At 69.1% G+C, this 16391-nt stretch carries 11 protein-coding genes and 1 pseudogene; 6 read left to right on the forward strand and 6 right to left on the reverse strand.

Annotation, left to right across the window (positions count from 1 at the left end):
• From IEW15_RS14260 to IEW15_RS14270, 3 genes are all read left to right on the forward strand, one after another.
• Entirely contained in the window at positions 1–780 is a 780-nt protein-coding gene (locus tag IEW15_RS14260) for an amino acid ABC transporter ATP-binding protein (protein ID WP_306432621.1), read from the forward strand.
• A 156-nt stretch (positions 781–936) separates the two neighbouring features.
• Entirely contained in the window at positions 937–2457 is a 1521-nt protein-coding gene (locus IEW15_RS14265; protein WP_188579048.1) for a methyl-accepting chemotaxis protein, read from the forward strand.
• Between the two features lie 192 nt (positions 2458–2649).
• Positions 2650–4083 carry an NAD(P)/FAD-dependent oxidoreductase gene (locus tag IEW15_RS14270; protein ID WP_229708114.1) on the forward strand — a complete coding sequence of 478 codons (1434 nt, stop codon included), beginning with the start codon at positions 2650–2652 and terminating at the stop codon, positions 4081–4083.
• A gap of 244 nt (positions 4084–4327) precedes the next feature.
• On the opposite strand, the gene IEW15_RS14280 is transcribed toward IEW15_RS14270, so the two are convergent.
• Positions 4328–4798: an Lrp/AsnC family transcriptional regulator gene (locus IEW15_RS14280; protein WP_188579050.1), complete on the reverse strand. Its 471-nt coding sequence runs from the start codon at positions 4796–4798 to the stop codon at positions 4328–4330.
• Positions 4799–4999: 201 nt separating this feature from the next.
• Here IEW15_RS14280 and IEW15_RS14285 point away from each other — a divergent pair, with 201 nt between their 5' ends.
• Entirely contained in the window at positions 5000–6016 is a 1017-nt protein-coding gene (locus tag IEW15_RS14285; protein WP_188579052.1) for a 1-aminocyclopropane-1-carboxylate deaminase, read from the forward strand.
• Between the two features lie 65 nt (positions 6017–6081).
• Here IEW15_RS14285 and IEW15_RS14290 read toward each other — a convergent pair whose 3' ends face one another.
• The 3 genes from IEW15_RS14290 to IEW15_RS14300 form a co-directional block, all read right to left on the reverse strand.
• Entirely contained in the window at positions 6082–9876 is a 3795-nt protein-coding gene (locus IEW15_RS14290) for an AAA family ATPase (protein WP_188579055.1), read from the reverse strand.
• Positions 9873–11162, reverse strand: a complete 1290-nt coding sequence (locus tag IEW15_RS14295; protein ID WP_188579057.1) for an exonuclease SbcCD subunit D C-terminal domain-containing protein — start codon at positions 11160–11162, stop codon at positions 9873–9875. The genes IEW15_RS14290 and IEW15_RS14295 overlap by 4 nt, the downstream gene beginning before the upstream one ends.
• Before the next feature lie 73 nt (positions 11163–11235).
• Positions 11236–12450, reverse strand: coding sequence for an MFS transporter (locus IEW15_RS14300; RefSeq protein ID WP_188579059.1), 1215 nt, complete (start codon positions 12448–12450; stop codon positions 11236–11238).
• A 173-nt stretch (positions 12451–12623) separates the two neighbouring features.
• Between IEW15_RS14300 and IEW15_RS14305 the strand changes: the two are divergent.
• Positions 12624–13493 (forward strand): annotated as a pseudogene (locus tag IEW15_RS14305) (LysR family transcriptional regulator); the annotation flags it as partial.
• Between the two features lie 33 nt (positions 13494–13526).
• Here the strand turns inward: IEW15_RS14305 and IEW15_RS14310 are convergent.
• Positions 13527–14432 carry a LysR family transcriptional regulator gene (locus tag IEW15_RS14310; RefSeq protein ID WP_188579061.1) on the reverse strand — a complete coding sequence of 302 codons (906 nt, stop codon included), beginning with the start codon at positions 14430–14432 and terminating at the stop codon, positions 13527–13529.
• A gap of 105 nt (positions 14433–14537) precedes the next feature.
• Here IEW15_RS14310 and IEW15_RS14315 point away from each other — a divergent pair, with 105 nt between their 5' ends.
• Entirely contained in the window at positions 14538–15572 is a 1035-nt protein-coding gene (locus IEW15_RS14315) for an aldo/keto reductase (RefSeq protein WP_188579063.1), read from the forward strand.
• A 31-nt stretch (positions 15573–15603) separates the two neighbouring features.
• On the opposite strand, the gene IEW15_RS14320 is transcribed toward IEW15_RS14315, so the two are convergent.
• Entirely contained in the window at positions 15604–16224 is a 621-nt protein-coding gene (locus tag IEW15_RS14320) for a DedA family protein (protein ID WP_188579065.1), read from the reverse strand.
• Between the last annotated feature and the right edge of the window lie 167 nt (positions 16225–16391).

Genomic DNA, 16391 nt, shown 5'->3' on the forward strand with positions numbered 1-16391 from the left:
ATGACCCGGGCGGCCGCGTCCGGTGCCGGCCTGGCGGGCAAGGGCGCGGGGCCGCTGGTCCAGCTGGCCGGCATCCGCAAGAGCTTCGGTGCGGTCGAGGTGCTGAAGGGGGTCGATCTTTCGATCGAGGAAGGCCGGGTGGTGGCGCTGATCGGGCGCAGCGGATCGGGCAAGAGCACGCTGCTGCGGATCGTCAACGGGCTGGAACGGCCGACCGACGGGGTGGTCATCGTCGATGGCGAGCGCGCCGACGGGCGCGAGCGGGAGCGCGACCTGAAGGCGCTGCGGCTGAAGGTCGGCATGGTCTTCCAGCAGTTCAATCTGTTCCCGCATCTGTCGGCGGGCGGCAATGTCATGCTGTCGCTGAAGGTGGTGAAGAAGATGGCAACCGCCGAGGCCGAGGCGGTCGCGCGGGCCATGCTGGCCAAGGTGGGCCTGTCGGATCGCTTCGATCACACGCCCGACCAGTTGTCGGGTGGACAGCAGCAGCGTGTCGCGATTGCACGCGCGCTGGCCATGCAGCCGAAGGTGCTGTTGTGCGACGAGATCACCTCGGCGCTGGACCCGGAACTGGTTGCCGAGGTGCTGGCGGTGGTCCGTACCCTTGCCGAAGAGGGCATGACTCTGGTGATGGTGACGCATGAAATGCGTTTCGCCCGCGAGGTTTGCGACGAACTGGTGTTCATGCATCAGGGGCGCATCCACGAACGGGGCGCGCCCAAAGACCTGTTCGCGCATCAACAGACACCGGAACTCGCGGCCTTTATCGGGGAGCCTTGACCTTGTCCGCATATCGCCATGGTTGATAAGCTAAAGAAAATGCAAGTGATGAACGCATTTTCATCCCGAAAGACCACGATGCAGATTTAACTGATTATTCACGAGACCGTTCTATAAATGCTTGCTCAAGGTTCATTGGGCAGCGGGTGCAATATCATGTTCTGGCAAAAAAACAACAGACTACAGAGCAACGACAGTGAAATGCTCCGCCAGATGGAGCTGTTGGGCAAGTATGCCGGCGTCGGCCTGTGGGATGCCGTGCTGTATGAGGGCGACGCCATGCATGCCAAGGCGTCGTGGCGGTTTTCAGATGAATTCCGCCGGCTTGTCGGCTTCGCCCATGGTGATCTGGCGGGATTTCCCGACAAGGTGAACGCGTGGTCGGACCGGCTGCATCCGGCCGATGAGGGGCCGACCTTCGCGGCCTTTACCGCCTGCCTGAACGACAAGACCGGTCGCACCGGTTATGACGTGCCCTATCGGCTGCGGATGAAGAACGGCGAGTATCGCTGGTTCCGCGCCATCGGCGGCGTGGCCCGCGACGCCCAGGGCAATCCGCTGCGCGCCTGCGGCTCGCTGATCGACATCAATGCCGAACGCAACCAGCTTGAACGCATGGCTTTGCTCGACACCCATGCCGGCATGGGCCTGTGGGATGCGACGCTGCATAACGGCGACGCCATGGACCCGAAGAGCGTCTGGCGGTTTTCGGATGAATTCCGCCGGCTGGTCGGTTTCGAGCGCGGCGACATGAAGGGCTTTCCCGACCATGTCACCTCGTGGTCCGATCGCCTGCATCCCGACGATTCCGGCCCGACCTTAGATGCCTTCGGCGCCTGCCTGGCCGATCGCAGCGGGCGGACCGGTTATGACGTGCCCTATCGGTTGAAGACCCGGTCGGGCGAGTATCGCTGGTTCCGGGCCGTGGGCGGCGTGTCGCGCGATGCCCAGGGTAATCCGCTGCGGGCCTGTGGTTCGCTGATCGACATCCACGGCCAGAAGCTGGCCGAATTCGCCGAGGCGCGGGCGGAAGCCGATCGGCGCAAGACGATTCTGGACCTTGCCGACACCCTGTCGGCGCGGGTTGGCATGTCGGCGGACAGGGCGACGGCGAACACCCAGGTGGTGGCGACGGCGACCGAAGAATTGTCGGCATCCGTGGCCGAGATCGCCGCGCGGTCGAGCACCGCCGCAAGTGCGTCGTCGACGGCCGCTGACGAGGCGGCACGCACCAACGAGACCGTGCAGGCGCTGGTCGCCGCCGGGAACCGGATCGGCGTGGTCATCAAGCTGATCAACAATATCGCCAGCCAGACCAACCTGCTGGCGCTGAACGCCACCATCGAGGCGGCCCGTGCCGGTGACGCCGGCAAGGGGTTCTCGGTGGTCGCGAATGAGGTCAAGTCGCTGGCCAAGCAGACCGCGACCGCGACCGACGAGATCGTGGAACAGATCGCGTCGGTTCAGCGCGAGGCAGCCCGCACCGTGGATGCGATCCAGGCGATCGCCGCCGCCATCGGTCAGGTGCAGACCATCTCGGCCAGCATCGCCTCGGCGGTGTCACAGCAGGATGCCGCGGCCCGCGAAATCTCTGCCAGCATCACCCAGGTGGCGCGCGATGTGAGCGAGGTGTCGGGCAATGTCACCAAGGTGACGGAGCAACTGCGCGGCAACTGAGCCGGCGCGTCCGCACCCGGCCACCTTGGCGCCATCCGACATGGGTGCCATGACTTTGCCACTGGTGGGGCGATGCCCTGCCGGTGGCATTGACCTGCGGCGGGCGCCATATGGTGCTGCGGACTGCGGCGACAGATCACGGTCATTCCTGCCCGTGCATGTATCGCCGCGACAGCCGCAGGAGTGCCCGCCATGCCTGATACCCGTCCCGAAGCCGTTCCCACCACACCAATGCCCGCCGACGCCGGTTCCGTGCCATCGCGCCCGCGCGTGGTGATCATCGGCGCCGGGTTCGGAGGACTTCAGGCGGCGCAGGCGCTGGACGGGGCGCCGGTGGACGTGACGGTCATCGACCGCGAAAACCATCATCTGTTTCAGCCCTTGCTGTATCAGGTGGCGACGGCCAGCCTGTCGCCGGCCGATATCGCCTGGCCGATCCGCGGCATCCTGCGCCGGCAGCGCAATGCCACTGTGCTGATGGCCGATGTCCATGCCATCGACACCCGAGCCCGCGTGGTTCATGCCGGCGACATCGCCATACCCTATGATCAGTTGATCCTGGCGACCGGCGCCACCCATTCCTATTTCGGACATGACGACTGGGCCGATGCCGCGCCCGGCCTGAAGCGGATCGAGGATGCGACCACGATCCGCCGTCGGCTGCTGCTGGCATTCGAGCGCGCCGAAATGGCTGGCGACGAGGCCCTGCGGCAACGCCTGCTGACCTTCGTGGTGGTGGGGGCCGGGCCGACCGGCGTGGAGATGGCCGGCGCGATCGTGGAAATCGCCCGCAAGATTCTGGCGCCCGATTTCCGCCGCATCGACCCGCGTGCCGCCCGCGTGGTGCTGGTCGAGGCCGGGCCCGGCATCCTCGCGAGCTTTCCGCAGGATCTGGCGGATTACGCCCGCACATCGCTGACCGCCATGGGGGTGGAGGTGCTGACCGGTGCCCGGGTCACCGCCTGCGACGCCGATGGTGTCTCGGTCGATCTGGCCGAGGGGCAGACAACCCCCCCGGACAGCGCCCTGGTCGATGGCCGGATCGAGGCCGGAACTGTGGTCTGGGGCGCGGGTGTGGTGGCATCACCGGCGGCGCGCTGGATCGGCGCGCCGCATGACCGCGCCGGCCGCATCCAGGTGTCACCCGATCTGAGCGTGCCCGGACATCCTGAGATCTTCGCGATCGGCGACACGGCCAGCGTCACCAGCACCGATGGCAAGCCGGTGCCGGGCATCGCGCCCGCGGCCAAGCAGATGGGCGCCCATGTGGCGGCCCTGATCCGCGACCGCGCCGCCGGCAAGACCGCCAGCCGGCCCTTCACCTATCATCACGAAGGCGATCTGGCGACCATCGGCCGGCGTTCGGCGGTGGTCAAGCGCGGCCGCATGAAGCTGACCGGCTATATCGGCTGGTTGTTCTGGGGTTTTGCCCATGTCTATTTCCTGATCGGATTGCGTTACCGCATCGCCGTCGCCTTCAAATGGGCCTGGGATTACATGACGTTGCAGCGCGGCGCCCGGTTGATCACCGGCACCGATCATGACGGGCCGGTGGGCCAGACCGCGACACGTGAACCTCTTGTTCCGCATGCGGCGCCGCAACCGCAGCGCGCCGAGGGCTCGTAGGCGGGCCGCGCCCTGCCATCCAGCGGCGCAGACGCCCGCGGGCATTGCGATAGGGCGATGCCGTGTTCAACTGGATCATGCGGCCCAGTGTGCGGGTCTTGTACCAGGGGGCGCGCCATAAAGCGCTGCCTGATCCAGGTCGTTGACCAGCGCCACGATGCGGGCCTCCGCCGCCGTCAGCAGGCCGAGCTGGGAGCCACCATGTGCGGGTGCCTTTCAGAGAGTCCGTGTCGGCGCCGCCGGGTCAGATCGGCAGGGCTGTCGTGGACAGGATTTCCTTCAGCACGAAGAAGGTGCGGATCTGGCGCACCCCCGGCAGCTTGATGATTTCGCCCGCATGCAGCTTGTTGAACCGGGCGAGGTCGCGGGTGCGCAGCAGCAGGAAATAATCCACCTCGCCCGCGACCAGATGGCATTCGAGACAGCCGCTGAGGCCGCGCGCGGCGGCTTCGAACGCCTCGAAGCTGTCGGGCGTCGATCGGTCGAGCACCACACCCACGAAGACCAGGGTGGTCAGGTCGACCGTGTCGGGGTCGACCAGGGCGACCGTGCGGCGGATGATGCCGCGTGCCTTCAGCTTCTCAACCCGCCGCAGGCAGGCGGTGGGGCTGAGATTGACCATGGCCGCCAGCTCGGTATTGGGCCGGTCGGCGTCCTGTTGCAGCGCCCGCAGGATATTGCGGTCGATCCGGTCGAGGGGTGGCGCGTCATCCATGGGCTACGTCGCCGATGATGCGCAATACTAAAGCGCATTATGCCATAATTGCACAATTAATACCGACTATCTCGACCATATCGACATATTTCAAGGCGCGATTCGGGTTGAAAACGCATTTGCCGCCGGCCGCGATCCGCGGGAGCCTGAGGGGGGTGAGGATGGCGGGGGCCATCCGCGCGTCAGGGGAGGCTGAATGCCATGCATCTCGACCGGTTTCCACGTCATCAACTCACCTTCGGCCCCACACCGATCGAGCCGCTGAACCGGCTGTCGACGCATCTGGGCGGCAAGGTCCGGATCTTCGCCAAGCGGGAAGACTGCAACAGCGGCCTGGCCTTCGGCGGCAACAAGCTGCGCAAGCTGGAATATCTGATCCCCGAGGCTTTGGCCCAGGGCGCCGATACGCTGGTGACCATCGGCGGCATCCAGTCCAACCACACCCGTCAGGTGGCGGCGGTGGCGGCCAAGCTGGGGCTGGGCTGCCGGCTGGTGCAGGAGAACTGGGTGGACTATCACGATGCGGTCTATGATCGGGTGGGCAACATCCTGCTCAGCCGGCTGATGGGCGCGCGGGTCGATCTGGTCGATGCCGGCTTCGGCATCGCCTTCAAGCAGAGCTGGGAAGAGGCGCTGGAGGATGTGCGCCGCAGCGGCGGCAGGCCCTATGCCATCCCCGCCGGCGCCTCCGATCATCCGCTGGGCGGGCTGGGATTCGTGGGCTTCGCCGAAGAGGTGCGGGCACAGGAAGCGGCGATGGGCCTGCGGTTTGACTGTGTGGTGGTGTGCTCGGTGACCGGCAGCACCCAGGCGGGGATGGTGGTGGGCTTCGCGGCCGACGGCCGGGCGGACCGGGTGATCGGCATCGATGCCTCGGCCACGCCCGACGAGACCCACGCCCAGATCCTGCGGATCGCGCGGCACACCGCCGACGCGGTCGGGCTGGGTCGCGCGATCACGCCCGAGGATGTGGTGCTGGAACGCGGCTATGCCTATCCGTCCTATGGCGTTCCGTCACCTGAGACCAACGCCGCCATGCGGCTGGCGGCGCGGCTGGAAGGGCTGATCACCGACCCGGTCTATGAGGGCAAGTCGATGCAGGCGATGATCGACCTGATCGAAACCGGCCGCATCCCTGCCGGCTGCACTGTGCTCTACGCCCATCTGGGTGGGGTGCCGGCGATCAATGCCTACAGCTTCCAGTACCGCAACGGCTAAGCGCGCCCTGATCTGCGGTGCCAGGATCGGTGGTGGCCGGTGGTGATCAGGGTCGTGGCCGCGCGTCAGCCGGCCACAACCGCGATCCTCGACCGGCCGCCACCTTGCGGCACGACCTGGATCTGCACCGGAATCCGGTCCTTCAGCGCCTCGACATGGCTGATGACGGTGACCCGGCGGCCGGTGGCCTGAAGCCGTTCCAGCATGCTGATCGCAAGGCCCAGGCTTTGCGGGTCGAGCGCGCCGAAGCCTTCGTCGATAAACAGGCTTTCGATACCAAGCCCCCGCCCGGCCGAGATATCGGCCAGCCCCAGCGCCAGTGCCAGACTGACCAGAAAGCGTTCACCGCCCGACAGGTTATGGACGGCGCGCGCCTCGTCGGCCATGTCGTGGTCGATCACCTCCAGCGCCATGTCGCTGCCCGCCATCCGGCGCAGGGCATAGCGCGGGTGCAGCTCCGCCAGATGGCGGTTGGCGCCGGCCAGCAGCCGGTCCAGGGTCAGCGACTGGGCATAGCGGCGGAACCTGGTGCCATCGGCCGATCCGATCAGGTCGTCCAGATCGGCCCAGACTTCCGCTGCCTGCCGCGCCGCGGCAAGCTCGGCATCCAGCGCGCCGGCGGTCTGGCGAACCGCATCATCGGCGGCGATCACCTGCAGGGCCTGACGCAGCCGGTCATCGGCCAGATCGCGGGCGGCCTGCGCCGCATCGCATGCCTGGATGGCCATGTCGATGGTGGCGGTGTCGGCGCCGGCGGCGATGGTGGCCGGGTCGGCCAGATGCCGGTCGAGATCGGATGCGCGGGCGGCCAGCGTGGCGCGGGCATCGCCGACCGCGCGGGTCAGCGCTGCCAGCCGCTCCGCCTCAGCCTCCAGCACCGTGCCACCACGGGCAATCACGGCCCGGACCGTATCGACATCACATCCGATGGCGGCACAGGCAGCCTCCAGCGCCGCCTGTGCCGCACTGGCATCATGGCGGGCGGCTTCGGCCGCCTGCACGGCGCCGCGCCGGGCTTCCGCGATCACGGCCAGCGTCCGACGCGCGGCTTCGGCCTCGGCGGTTGCTGCCTCGGCCTGGGCGGCGGTGGCGGCGCAGGCCTGGTCATGGGCCGCCGCGACCGCGTCGACCGGTTGGCCGTCCAGGCATGCGGCGCGTTGGGCGAGCAGGTCGTCTCGCGCCGCCGCCAGCCGCCCGGCCTGGGTGATGGCGGCCTGCCGGCGGTCGGCTGCCGCCTGGGCGGTGGCCTTCGCGGCGGCAAGCTCCGTCGCCAGCCGCGCCAGATCGGCCTCGGCGGTGGCAAGCTGCTGGCGGGCATGGTCGATGGCCTCGCCGACGGTGCGCAGCACATCGGCGAAACCCGCGGCATCGGCGGCGATACGCTGCTGCCAGTCGGGGATGGTCGCGTCCAGCAGGGATGCCAGCCGGGCATCGATCCGCACCGCCTGTGCGGCCAGATCGGCACGGTGCTGGTCCAGTCGCGCCCGTAGCGCCCGGCGTTCGGCCGCCTCGGCGGTGATGGCCGCGATCCGGGCGGCGCCGGCATCGCGATCGGCCAGCAGCTTGTCCCGGTGGTCGCGCAGGGCGCGCGCCTCGGCCATTGCCTGATCGATCGCATCCAGCCGCTCACGGGCGGCGGTGGCCTCATGCGCGATCAGATCGTGCCAGTCATCAGCAAGCGCGGTCGGCGTGGGGCATCGCGCGGTGGCCTGAAGGTCGACCGGCAGCAGGGGGGCATCGGTGAGCCCGGCCTCGGCGGCGGCGGCATCCAGTGCCAGCAGCACCTGATCATGGTCGGATGCGATGCGGGCCAGCGTGTCGGTGGCATCGGCGATCGCGGCCTCAATCTCCGCCCGCCGGCGCCGTTCATCGCCATGCCGGGCGTGGGCGGCGGCGATCTCGCCATGCAGCCGGTTCGCCTCGGCGCTAAGCGCGCGCACCCGGGCGCGGTCTTCGTCCAGCCGTGCCGCCAGCAGGTCGCCGGCCGCATCCGGCTCGACCCGTTGGCGTTGATGGTCGGTTGATCCGCAGACCGGACAAGGCGCACCGGGGATCAACAGCGCGCGCAGCCGGCGGGCATGTTCGTCGGCCGTGGCATCCGAGAGGTCGCGGGCGCGGGTGGCCTCGTCCAGTCGGGCTTCACTGACCGGCAGCGCGGCGGTGGCGGCGGTCGCGCGAGCGGCGGCGGCGGTGATGGCGGCGTCCACGGCGATCAGTTGCGCGCGCAAGCCGTCGCTGTGCCGCAGCGCTTCCGCCGCATCGACGATCCCGTCGCGCAGACTGTCGACCAGGGTTGCGATCATGCCCAGCCGGTCGAGCCGGTCGCGCAGATCCCGTGCCGCATCCTGATCGGCCGCGGCCTCGGCGGCGGTGAGCGCCGGTGCGATCATGTCGAGCTGTGCCGCCCTTGCGTCGCGTTCGGCGGTGAGCGCCGCCAGCCGGCGGGTATCGGCGGCGTCCTCGCGATCATGTGCCGCGATCGCGGCGGCGCGTTCGGCCTGCGCCGCATCCAGCGGCGCGCGCTCGTCGATCAGTGCCAGCACCGCCGCCCGATCGGCCAGGGCCGGCGCCGCCTGCTGATGTCGGGCCAGATCGGCGGTCGCGGCCGCATGGCGTTGCGTCGTGGCAGCGATCGCGGCGTCGATCCGGCGGGCTACCTCGGCCGTCTCGGCCGCATGGATCTCGGCGCGTTGCGCCTCGGCACCAGCCTCGGTCGCGGCGGCGGCGGCATCGGCAATCCGGCTGTCGAGCAGGCGGGCCTGGGCGATCGCCGGCGCCACGGCGCGTGCGGCATGGGTGGCGGCATCGCGCGCGGCACAGGCTGCGTCGCGGGTGATGTCGGCGGCGGTGACCGCCGCCTCGGCGGCGGTCACCCGCTCCGCCGCTTCGGCTTCGGCCGCATGGGCGACGCTATGGCGCGCCACGGCGTCATCGGCGGCGCTGCAGTCCGCGCGCAGGCCAAAGGCGCGGCGATCGCGATCCAGCGCCGCGCGGTCCGGATCGGCGGCGCGGTCGGCGGCCTCCGCCTCGGCCAGGATCGCTGCGGCGGCGTCGCGGGCACGGGCCAGCGCCAGCCGCTGTTCCACGCGCCGCAATTGGTCGGCGGCATCCGCCTGTGCCCTGGCGGCCCTTGCCGCCATGTCGCGGGCGGCCTCGGCCGCCGCCTCGGCGCCGGCCCGGTCTTCAGCGGTCATCGGGCGGTGTTCACCCAGACGCGCCTCGATCGCGGCGATGCCGGCGCGGGCCTGCCGGTCGCGGTCGTGGGCGGCACGTGACAGGGCGCCATAGATCGCGGTGCCGGTGATCTTCTCAAGCAGTTCGGCCCGAAGCTTCGGTTCGGCGCGCAGGAAGGCATCGAACTCGCCCTGGGCCAGCAGCACCGCGCGGCGGAACTGGTCGAAATCCAGCCCGATCAGCCGGATGATCTCGGCCGCGACCTCTTTTTTCTGGTTGGCGATGACGTCGCCGCTGGCGATGTCGATCAGCAACCGGCTGCTGGCCTGGATACTGCCATCGGCCTTGCCCCGGGCGCGGCGCACCCGCCATGTCGCGCGATAGCGCCGGCCGTCGCCGCCTGCGAAGTCGATCTCGGCTTCGGACAGGCCCGCGCCATGCGACATCACCCGGCGGCCATCGGTGATCTGGATATCCTGGCCGTCGATCCGTCCGGCGCCGGCGCTGCGCGGCACCGCGTCGTACAGCGCCAGACAGATGGCATCCAGCAGGGTCGATTTGCCGGCGCCGGTCGGGCCGGTGATCGCCATGATCCCGGCATGGACCAGGGGTGCGGCCTCGAAATCGATCTCGAACGAACCGCTGAGGCTGGCCAGATTGCGGCCGCTGAGCCGGAGCAGTCTCATCGCGGCACCTCATGCCCAGTCGTGTTGGCAACCAGGTCGTCCTGATCGTCGCCCGCCGCGACATCGGCCAGCAGATGCCGGAAGCCGTCGATCAGCGCCGAAGGCGGATCGGTCTCGAACCTCTGGCGATGCAGCCGCGCGAACACCTCGGCGGGGCTGATCTCGTCGAGCCCGGCCATGGCGGCGGTGCCATCGCCAAGCGTGCCGCCGGCACCGGCATGCAGGCTGCGCACCCGCGCCAGCCGCACGGGCTTGCCATCGAGTGCCGCATCCAGCCGGCGACGCAGATCGGGGGCCGGGGCATCCAGTTGCACCACCACCTCAAGGAAGGGGCGCAGTTCCGCATGCTCGGGCATCGGGGCGATGTCGAGCGCCGTCAGCGCCGCGATGGCATCGTCGGGGGCCAGAGCACCGTCGGCCGGCACCCGAAGAAAGGCCACCGGGCGCGGGATTTCGATCAGGTCGATCTCGGGCAGGGGGATGTCGGGTTCCGTATCCGGCGCCAGCGTCACCAGCGCCACCGAATGGCGATAGTTGCGCTCGGCCATCGACATCGGAAAAGGCGAGCCGGCATAGCGCACCGCCGTGCCGGCCGCCACCCGCTGCGCCCGGTGCAGATGGCCCAGCGCCACATAGGCGAGCCCAGCGGGGAAGATGCCGGCGGACATCGCCTCTTCACCACCGATCATCACCGGGCGCTCGCTGGTCTCGGACACCGTGGCGCCGGCGACGTGGAGATGGCCGGTGGCGATGACCGGAAGGCCGGGAAAGCGGCTGGTGGCCGCATCCAGCGCCGCCTGATAGATCTGCCCCAGCGCCGCGCTGCCGCCGCCATCCACCGGCAGATCGCCAGGGCGCGGATAGGCGATGGCGGCAACCACCGCGCCGATACGGCCGCCGGCATCGGTGAGCGGCACGAGGCAGTGTTCCGGTGCCGGCCGGCCGTCCTGGCGCGGGATGGCGCCCAGGATCGTCACCCGCCTGGCATCCAGCAGCGGGGCCGGCAGTTCCAGCCGGGTCGGCCCATCATGATTGCCGCCGACGATGACCACCTGAAGGCCGGGGTTGCGGTCGAGCACGCCGTTCAGGAAGCGATACAGCCGGGTCTGTGCCGCGACCGGCGGATTGACCGTGTCATAGACATCGCCCGCCATCACCAGCGCGTCGACCGCCTGATCTGAGATCGTCCGGGCCAGCCAGTTGAGAAAGCGGTCATGCTCGGCACCGCGTTCGAAGCCATGCAGCTCCTGGCCGAGATGCCAGTCGGCGGTGTGGAGAATACGCATCGGACCCCGTGCCGTGAGATATCGGTGCCCGGACGATACACGCAGTGGTGGCGGGGTGTGAAGGGGCGCTCGCTCAGTCCACCTGGGATGCCCGCATGCCGAAGCGGTCGGTTGTCGCGAGACCGGCTGCGATCAACAGGACCAGGGCGACCCAGGGCAGGGCCATCGGCCCCGGCTGCCCGATCAGGATGCCACCTGCAATGCCGCCACCGGCGATGGCGAGGTTCCATGCGGTGACGATCATCGACTGGGCGATGTCGGCGGCGGCACCGGCGGCGCGGGCCGAGGCGGTCTGGAACAGGGTGGGGGTGCCGCCGAAGGCCAGGCCCCACAGAATGACACCGGCCCAGATCAGCCCCGGCTGACCGAGCGGCCCGGCAATCCCCAGCAGAGCGGTTGCCAGGGCGAAGCCAAGGATGGCGAGCCGCACCAGCCGGCGCAGATGGCGATCGACCGCAAGCCCGGTCAGCCAGATGCCGGCCACCGCCGCCAGACCGAAGACCAGCAGCACCTGATCGACCCGGTGGCCCAGCCCGGCCGGGGCCAGAAACGGCGCGATATAGGTGTAGAGGATATTATGGGCGAGCACCGTGGCCAGGGTCGCGGCCAGCACGGCGGCAAGTCCGGGCAGGGCGATGATCCGGCGCGCCGGCAGGCGACGGCCCGGGGCCTCGCCGGGAAAGTCCGGCACCTGCCACAGCACCCAGGGGATCAGGATCAGGCTGAGCACGGTCATGACGCCGAAGCCGGCACGCCAGCCGCTGATGGCGCCAAGCGTGGTGCCGGCCGGCACGCCGCGCGCCAGGGCCAGCGGAATCCCGGCCATCGCCACCGCGATCGCCCTGCCTTTCATCCGGTCGGGCACCATGCGGCCGGCATGACCGGCCAGCAGCGCCCAGAGCAGGCCGGCCGAAACGCCGGCCAGGAAGCGGGCCACCAGGGTTATCGTATAGCTGGGCGAAAGGGCGGTCACCGTATTGGCGATGGCGAATCCGCCGATGGCCAGCAGCAGCAGGGGCCGGCGGCGCCAGCCGCGGGTGGCGGTGGCCAGCGGAATGGCCGCGATCAGCGAGCCGGCGGCATAGACCGTCACCAACTGGCCGGCCAATGCCGCCGAGACGCCGAGCCCGGCGCCGATCTGTGGCAGCAGGCCGGCGGGCAGGGCCTCGGTCAGGACCGTGATGAACCCGGCTGCGGCCAGCGCCAGAAGCCCCGGCCAAGGCAGCCGTTCGTTGGCGTGAGGTGCGGCACTTGCCCGCGCTGTGCCGGTTCGCGATGTCGTGGTCATGGATCCGCCTGTGAGGGATTAGGGAGCGACGATCTGTCGAGGCGGACAGCGTGCGGCCGGCGCCGTTTCGGAAAAACAGGCTGTAATTCCATTGATAAAGGATATGACTGTCCGGAATGACGGCCGATGATGGCAGCCGTCCCGGAGGTTCGCGGGGGGGGGGAGATGCGATGATCGATCAACTGGGCGCGCTGGCGGCTTTCATGCGCACCGCCGAGACCGGCAGCTTCGTTGCGGCGGCGCGGGTGCTGGGCGTGTCGTCATCGGCGGTGGGCAAGGCGGTGGCGCGGCTGGAAGACCGGCTGGGCGTGCGGCTGTTCCATCGCAGCACCCGCAGCATCACCCTGACGGCCGAGGGGCAGTCGTTTCTGGAGCGCTGCCGGCGGATCTTCGCCGAGATCGAGGCGGCCGAGCACGATCTGCTCCAGGCACGCGCAGTGCCACGCGGCCGGTTGCGGATCAGCCTGCCCTTGATCGGCATGCTGGTGATGCCGGTCATCGCCGGCTTCATGCGCGCCTATCCCGATATCACCCTGGATATCGACCAGAGCGACCGACTGGTGGAGGTGATCGAGGAAGGCTTCGACGCGGTGATGCGCAGCGGTGATGGTGGCGACAGCCGGCTGATCAGCCGCAGTCTGGGCAGTTTCCGCTATCGCATCGTCGCGGCACCCGCCTATTTCGCGGCCCATGGCCGGCCCGACAGCCCGGCGGATCTCGCCGGTCATGCCTGCCTGCATCATCGTTATCCGGCCACCGGCAAGCTGGAACCCTGGCCACTGGACCCGGCGGCGCTGCGCGGCCCCCTGCCCGAAACCCTGTCGGCGAACACGCTGGATCCGCTGATCCAACTGGCCGAACAGGGGCTGGGCATCATCTGCCTGCCCGATTTCGCCGTGCGCCGCCAGCTCGATGACGGCCGGCTGGTGCCGGTGCTCGACAGCCATGTGGGCGGTGGCGGCCAGTTCCGCATCCTGTGGCCGTCGAGCCGGCACATGTCGCCGACGCTGAGGGTGTTCGTGGATTATATGGCGACCCATCTGCGCCTGACCGGACCTGACACCGGATCGCGCGCCTCAGGCAACCCGCATCCGGGTGGCCAGCAGGTCCAGAAACGCGCGCACCCGTGCCGGCATCTGGCCGCCCTGGCCGGGATAGAGCGCGTGGATGTCTTCGCGGTCGCCGGGGTTGAACGCGTCGAGCACCGGCACCAGACGACCGGCGGCCAGATCGTCGCGCACCGCAGCATAGGTCAGCCGGGCCAGCCCGACCCCGGTGATCGCCAGCAGCCGCATGGCATCGCCATCGCTGACCCGGACATTGCCCGAGGGCGGCACCGAGATGATCCGGCCATCGACCAGCAGCGGCCAGCCGGCGACGATCCGGGCATAGGCGAAGCCGATCCGGTTGTGGCGGTGCAGGTCGTCCGGATGCCGGGGCTGGCCGTGGGCCGCGAGATAGCCGGGCGACGCCACGATCATCTGGCCGACCGAGCCCAGCTTGCGCGTCATCAACCTTGAGTCTTTTAGCGGCCCGCTGCGGATCGCCACATCGACCCGCTGGTCCAGCAGGTCGACCACGTCATCGGTCAGGGTGATGTCGACCGACAGGCGTGGATGATCGGCCAGGAAGCCCGCGATCAGCGGCAGCAGAAACTGCCGGCCCACCGGCACGTTGACGCTGATCCTGAGCCGGCCGACTGGGGCTGCCGCCGCCGAGGCGCCCCGTTCCGCTTCATCCAGGCCGGCCAGAACCGCGATGGCGCGCTCATAGAACACGCAGCCTTCGGGCGTGAGCTGCAACTTGCGGGTGGTGCGGTTGACCAGCCGCGCGCCGAGCCGCGCCTCAAGCCGGCTGACCAGCTTACTGACCGCCGAGGGCGTCATGGCAAGGTCGCGGGCGGCGGCCGAGAAGCCACCACGCTCCACCACCCGCACGAAGACCTCCATCTCGCCCGATCGGTTGACCTCCAGTCGCGCCATCGTGACCTGAACTCACAAATCATGTGCCGACCGGCAGGCTATCGTCATAATTCCCGGCCGTCCATGCTCTGGCCTCGACAGTCATCAATGATCGGGAGCGTTCTCATGGAATACCGACGTCTCGGCGCATCGGGCCTGATGGTGCCGGTGCTCAGCTTCGGCACGGGCACTTTCGGCGGCAGCGGTCCGCTGTTCGGCGCCTGGGGCACCACCGATGCGGCGGAAGCCCGCCGGCTGGTCGATATCTGCCTGGAAGCCGGCGTCACTCTGTTCGACACGGCCGATGTCTATTCTGACGGCGCATCGGAAACCGTGTTGGGGGCGGCGATCCGCGGGCGGCGCGACCGGCTGTTGCTGTCGACCAAGCTGGGCCTGCCGCTGGGCGACGGGCCGGATCAGGCCGGAACCTCACGCGGCCGGCTGATCGGCGGTGTCGATGCCGCTCTCCGTCGGCTGGGCACCGATCATATCGATCTGCTGCAACTGCACGCCTTCGATGCGGCAACCCCGATGGTCGAGGTGCTGTCGACGCTGGACGATCTGGTCCGGGCGGGGAAGCTGCGCCATGTGGGCGTGTCGAACTTTCCCGGCTGGGCATTGATGAAGGCGCTGGCGGTGGCGGACCGCCATGGCTGGCCGCGCTATATCGCCCATCAGGTCTATTATTCGCTGATCGGCCGTGACTATGAATGGGAATTGATGCCGCTGGGGCTGGATCAGGGCGTGGGTGCCATGGTGTGGAGCCCGCTCGGCTGGGGCCGCCTGACCGGCCGGATCGGCCGCGATCGGCCCCTACCCGCCGAAAGCCGCCTGCATCAGACTGCCGAATTCGGCCCGCCGGTCGATGACGCGCTGCTGTTCCGGGTGGTGGATGTGCTGGACGAGCTGGCCGAGGAGACCGGGCGCACGGTGCCGCAGATCGCGATCAACTGGCTGCTCCGCCGGCCGACCGTGGCAACGGTGATCATCGGCGCGCGCAACGAGGCGCAGTTGCGTGACAATCTGGGTGCTGCCGGCTGGGTACTGACGCCCGATCAGGTGGCGCGACTGGATGCGGCCAGTCTGACGACGGCGGCCTATCCGTCATTCCCCTATCGGCGGCAGGCAGGCTTCGCGCGGCTGGCGCCGCCGGCGGTGTGATCGCCGGCCGTCTTCACCCGACGGCGGCCGTTCAACCGATAGCGCCGGGGCCATGCCCGCCGCCACCCCGTCGCATCAGCCGCCAGACGACGAAGGCGGTGACCTCGACCGCCAGGATCGCGGCGGCGAACCACATCATGACATGGGCGGTGTCCATGCGGCTTTCCGCCAGCACATCGCCCAGCATCACCAGCGGCGCGTTCCAGATCAGCGTGCCCAGCACGGTCGCCGCCAGATAGGGCCGGAACGGCATGCGCATCACGCCGGCAGGCAGGCCGATGAAGATCCGCACGGTGGGAATGGTCTGGGCCACCAGGGTGACCAGAAACGGATGCCGGCCATAGGCACCGCGCATCCGGTCGTAAAGCTTCGGGGTGAGCAGGATATAGCGGCCGCGACGGGCGACGAGACGCTCGGCCCGCCCTGAGAGCAGCCGCCCCAGCCAGTACCAGCCGAGCGCGCCCACGACCGAGCCCAGCGTCGCCGCGGCGACCGTGGCCGCGAGCCCGCCTTCCATCTCGTCGCCGAGCGCACCGAAGGCCGCGAGCATCACATAGGACGGGATGATCGGGACGTATTTCTCGGCAAAGGCCAGGAACGCCACTCCGGCCAGGCCGGCAGACATCAGCAGGTCGATGATCGACTGCGGCATGGGAGGGGGCTCCGAGGGGGACAATGCCAAGCGTCCATATCATAGGTCAGATAGGAAATCCACGCAGCCCTTTGAAGCAGGGCAATCGCATTTGCCCAATGATCGACCTTGCGAATTCATCGGACCATCCGGCCCGTTTTCGCTTGCGGCTGATCGGGAGCTTGGGC

The organism is Tistrella bauzanensis (assembly GCF_014636235.1).
In the GTDB taxonomy this organism is placed as follows: Bacteria; Pseudomonadota; Alphaproteobacteria; order Tistrellales; family Tistrellaceae; genus Tistrella; species Tistrella bauzanensis.

Excerpts from the sequence above, each read along its gene's own strand:
- IEW15_RS14315 (WP_188579063.1), top strand. The coding sequence starts at position 14,538 with ATGGAATACCGACGTCTCGGCGCATCGGGCCTGATGGTGCCGGTGCTC.
- IEW15_RS14310 (WP_188579061.1), bottom strand. The coding sequence starts at position 14,432 with ATGGCGCGACTGGAGGTCAACCGATCGGGCGAGATGGAGGTCTTCGTG.
- IEW15_RS14320 (WP_188579065.1), bottom strand. The coding sequence starts at position 16,224 with ATGCCGCAGTCGATCATCGACCTGCTGATGTCTGCCGGCCTGGCCGGA.
- IEW15_RS14300 (WP_188579059.1), bottom strand. The coding sequence starts at position 12,450 with ATGACCACGACATCGCGAACCGGCACAGCGCGGGCAAGTGCCGCACCT.
- IEW15_RS14285 (WP_188579052.1), top strand. The coding sequence starts at position 5,000 with ATGCATCTCGACCGGTTTCCACGTCATCAACTCACCTTCGGCCCCACA.
- IEW15_RS14290 (WP_188579055.1), bottom strand. The coding sequence starts at position 9,876 with ATGAGACTGCTCCGGCTCAGCGGCCGCAATCTGGCCAGCCTCAGCGGT.
- IEW15_RS14260 (WP_306432621.1), top strand. The coding sequence starts at position 1 with ATGACCCGGGCGGCCGCGTCCGGTGCCGGCCTGGCGGGCAAGGGCGCG.
- IEW15_RS14265 (WP_188579048.1), top strand. The coding sequence starts at position 937 with ATGTTCTGGCAAAAAAACAACAGACTACAGAGCAACGACAGTGAAATG.
- IEW15_RS14270 (WP_229708114.1), top strand. The coding sequence starts at position 2,650 with ATGCCTGATACCCGTCCCGAAGCCGTTCCCACCACACCAATGCCCGCC.
- IEW15_RS14280 (WP_188579050.1), bottom strand. The coding sequence starts at position 4,798 with ATGGATGACGCGCCACCCCTCGACCGGATCGACCGCAATATCCTGCGG.
- IEW15_RS14295 (WP_188579057.1), bottom strand. The coding sequence starts at position 11,162 with ATGCGTATTCTCCACACCGCCGACTGGCATCTCGGCCAGGAGCTGCAT.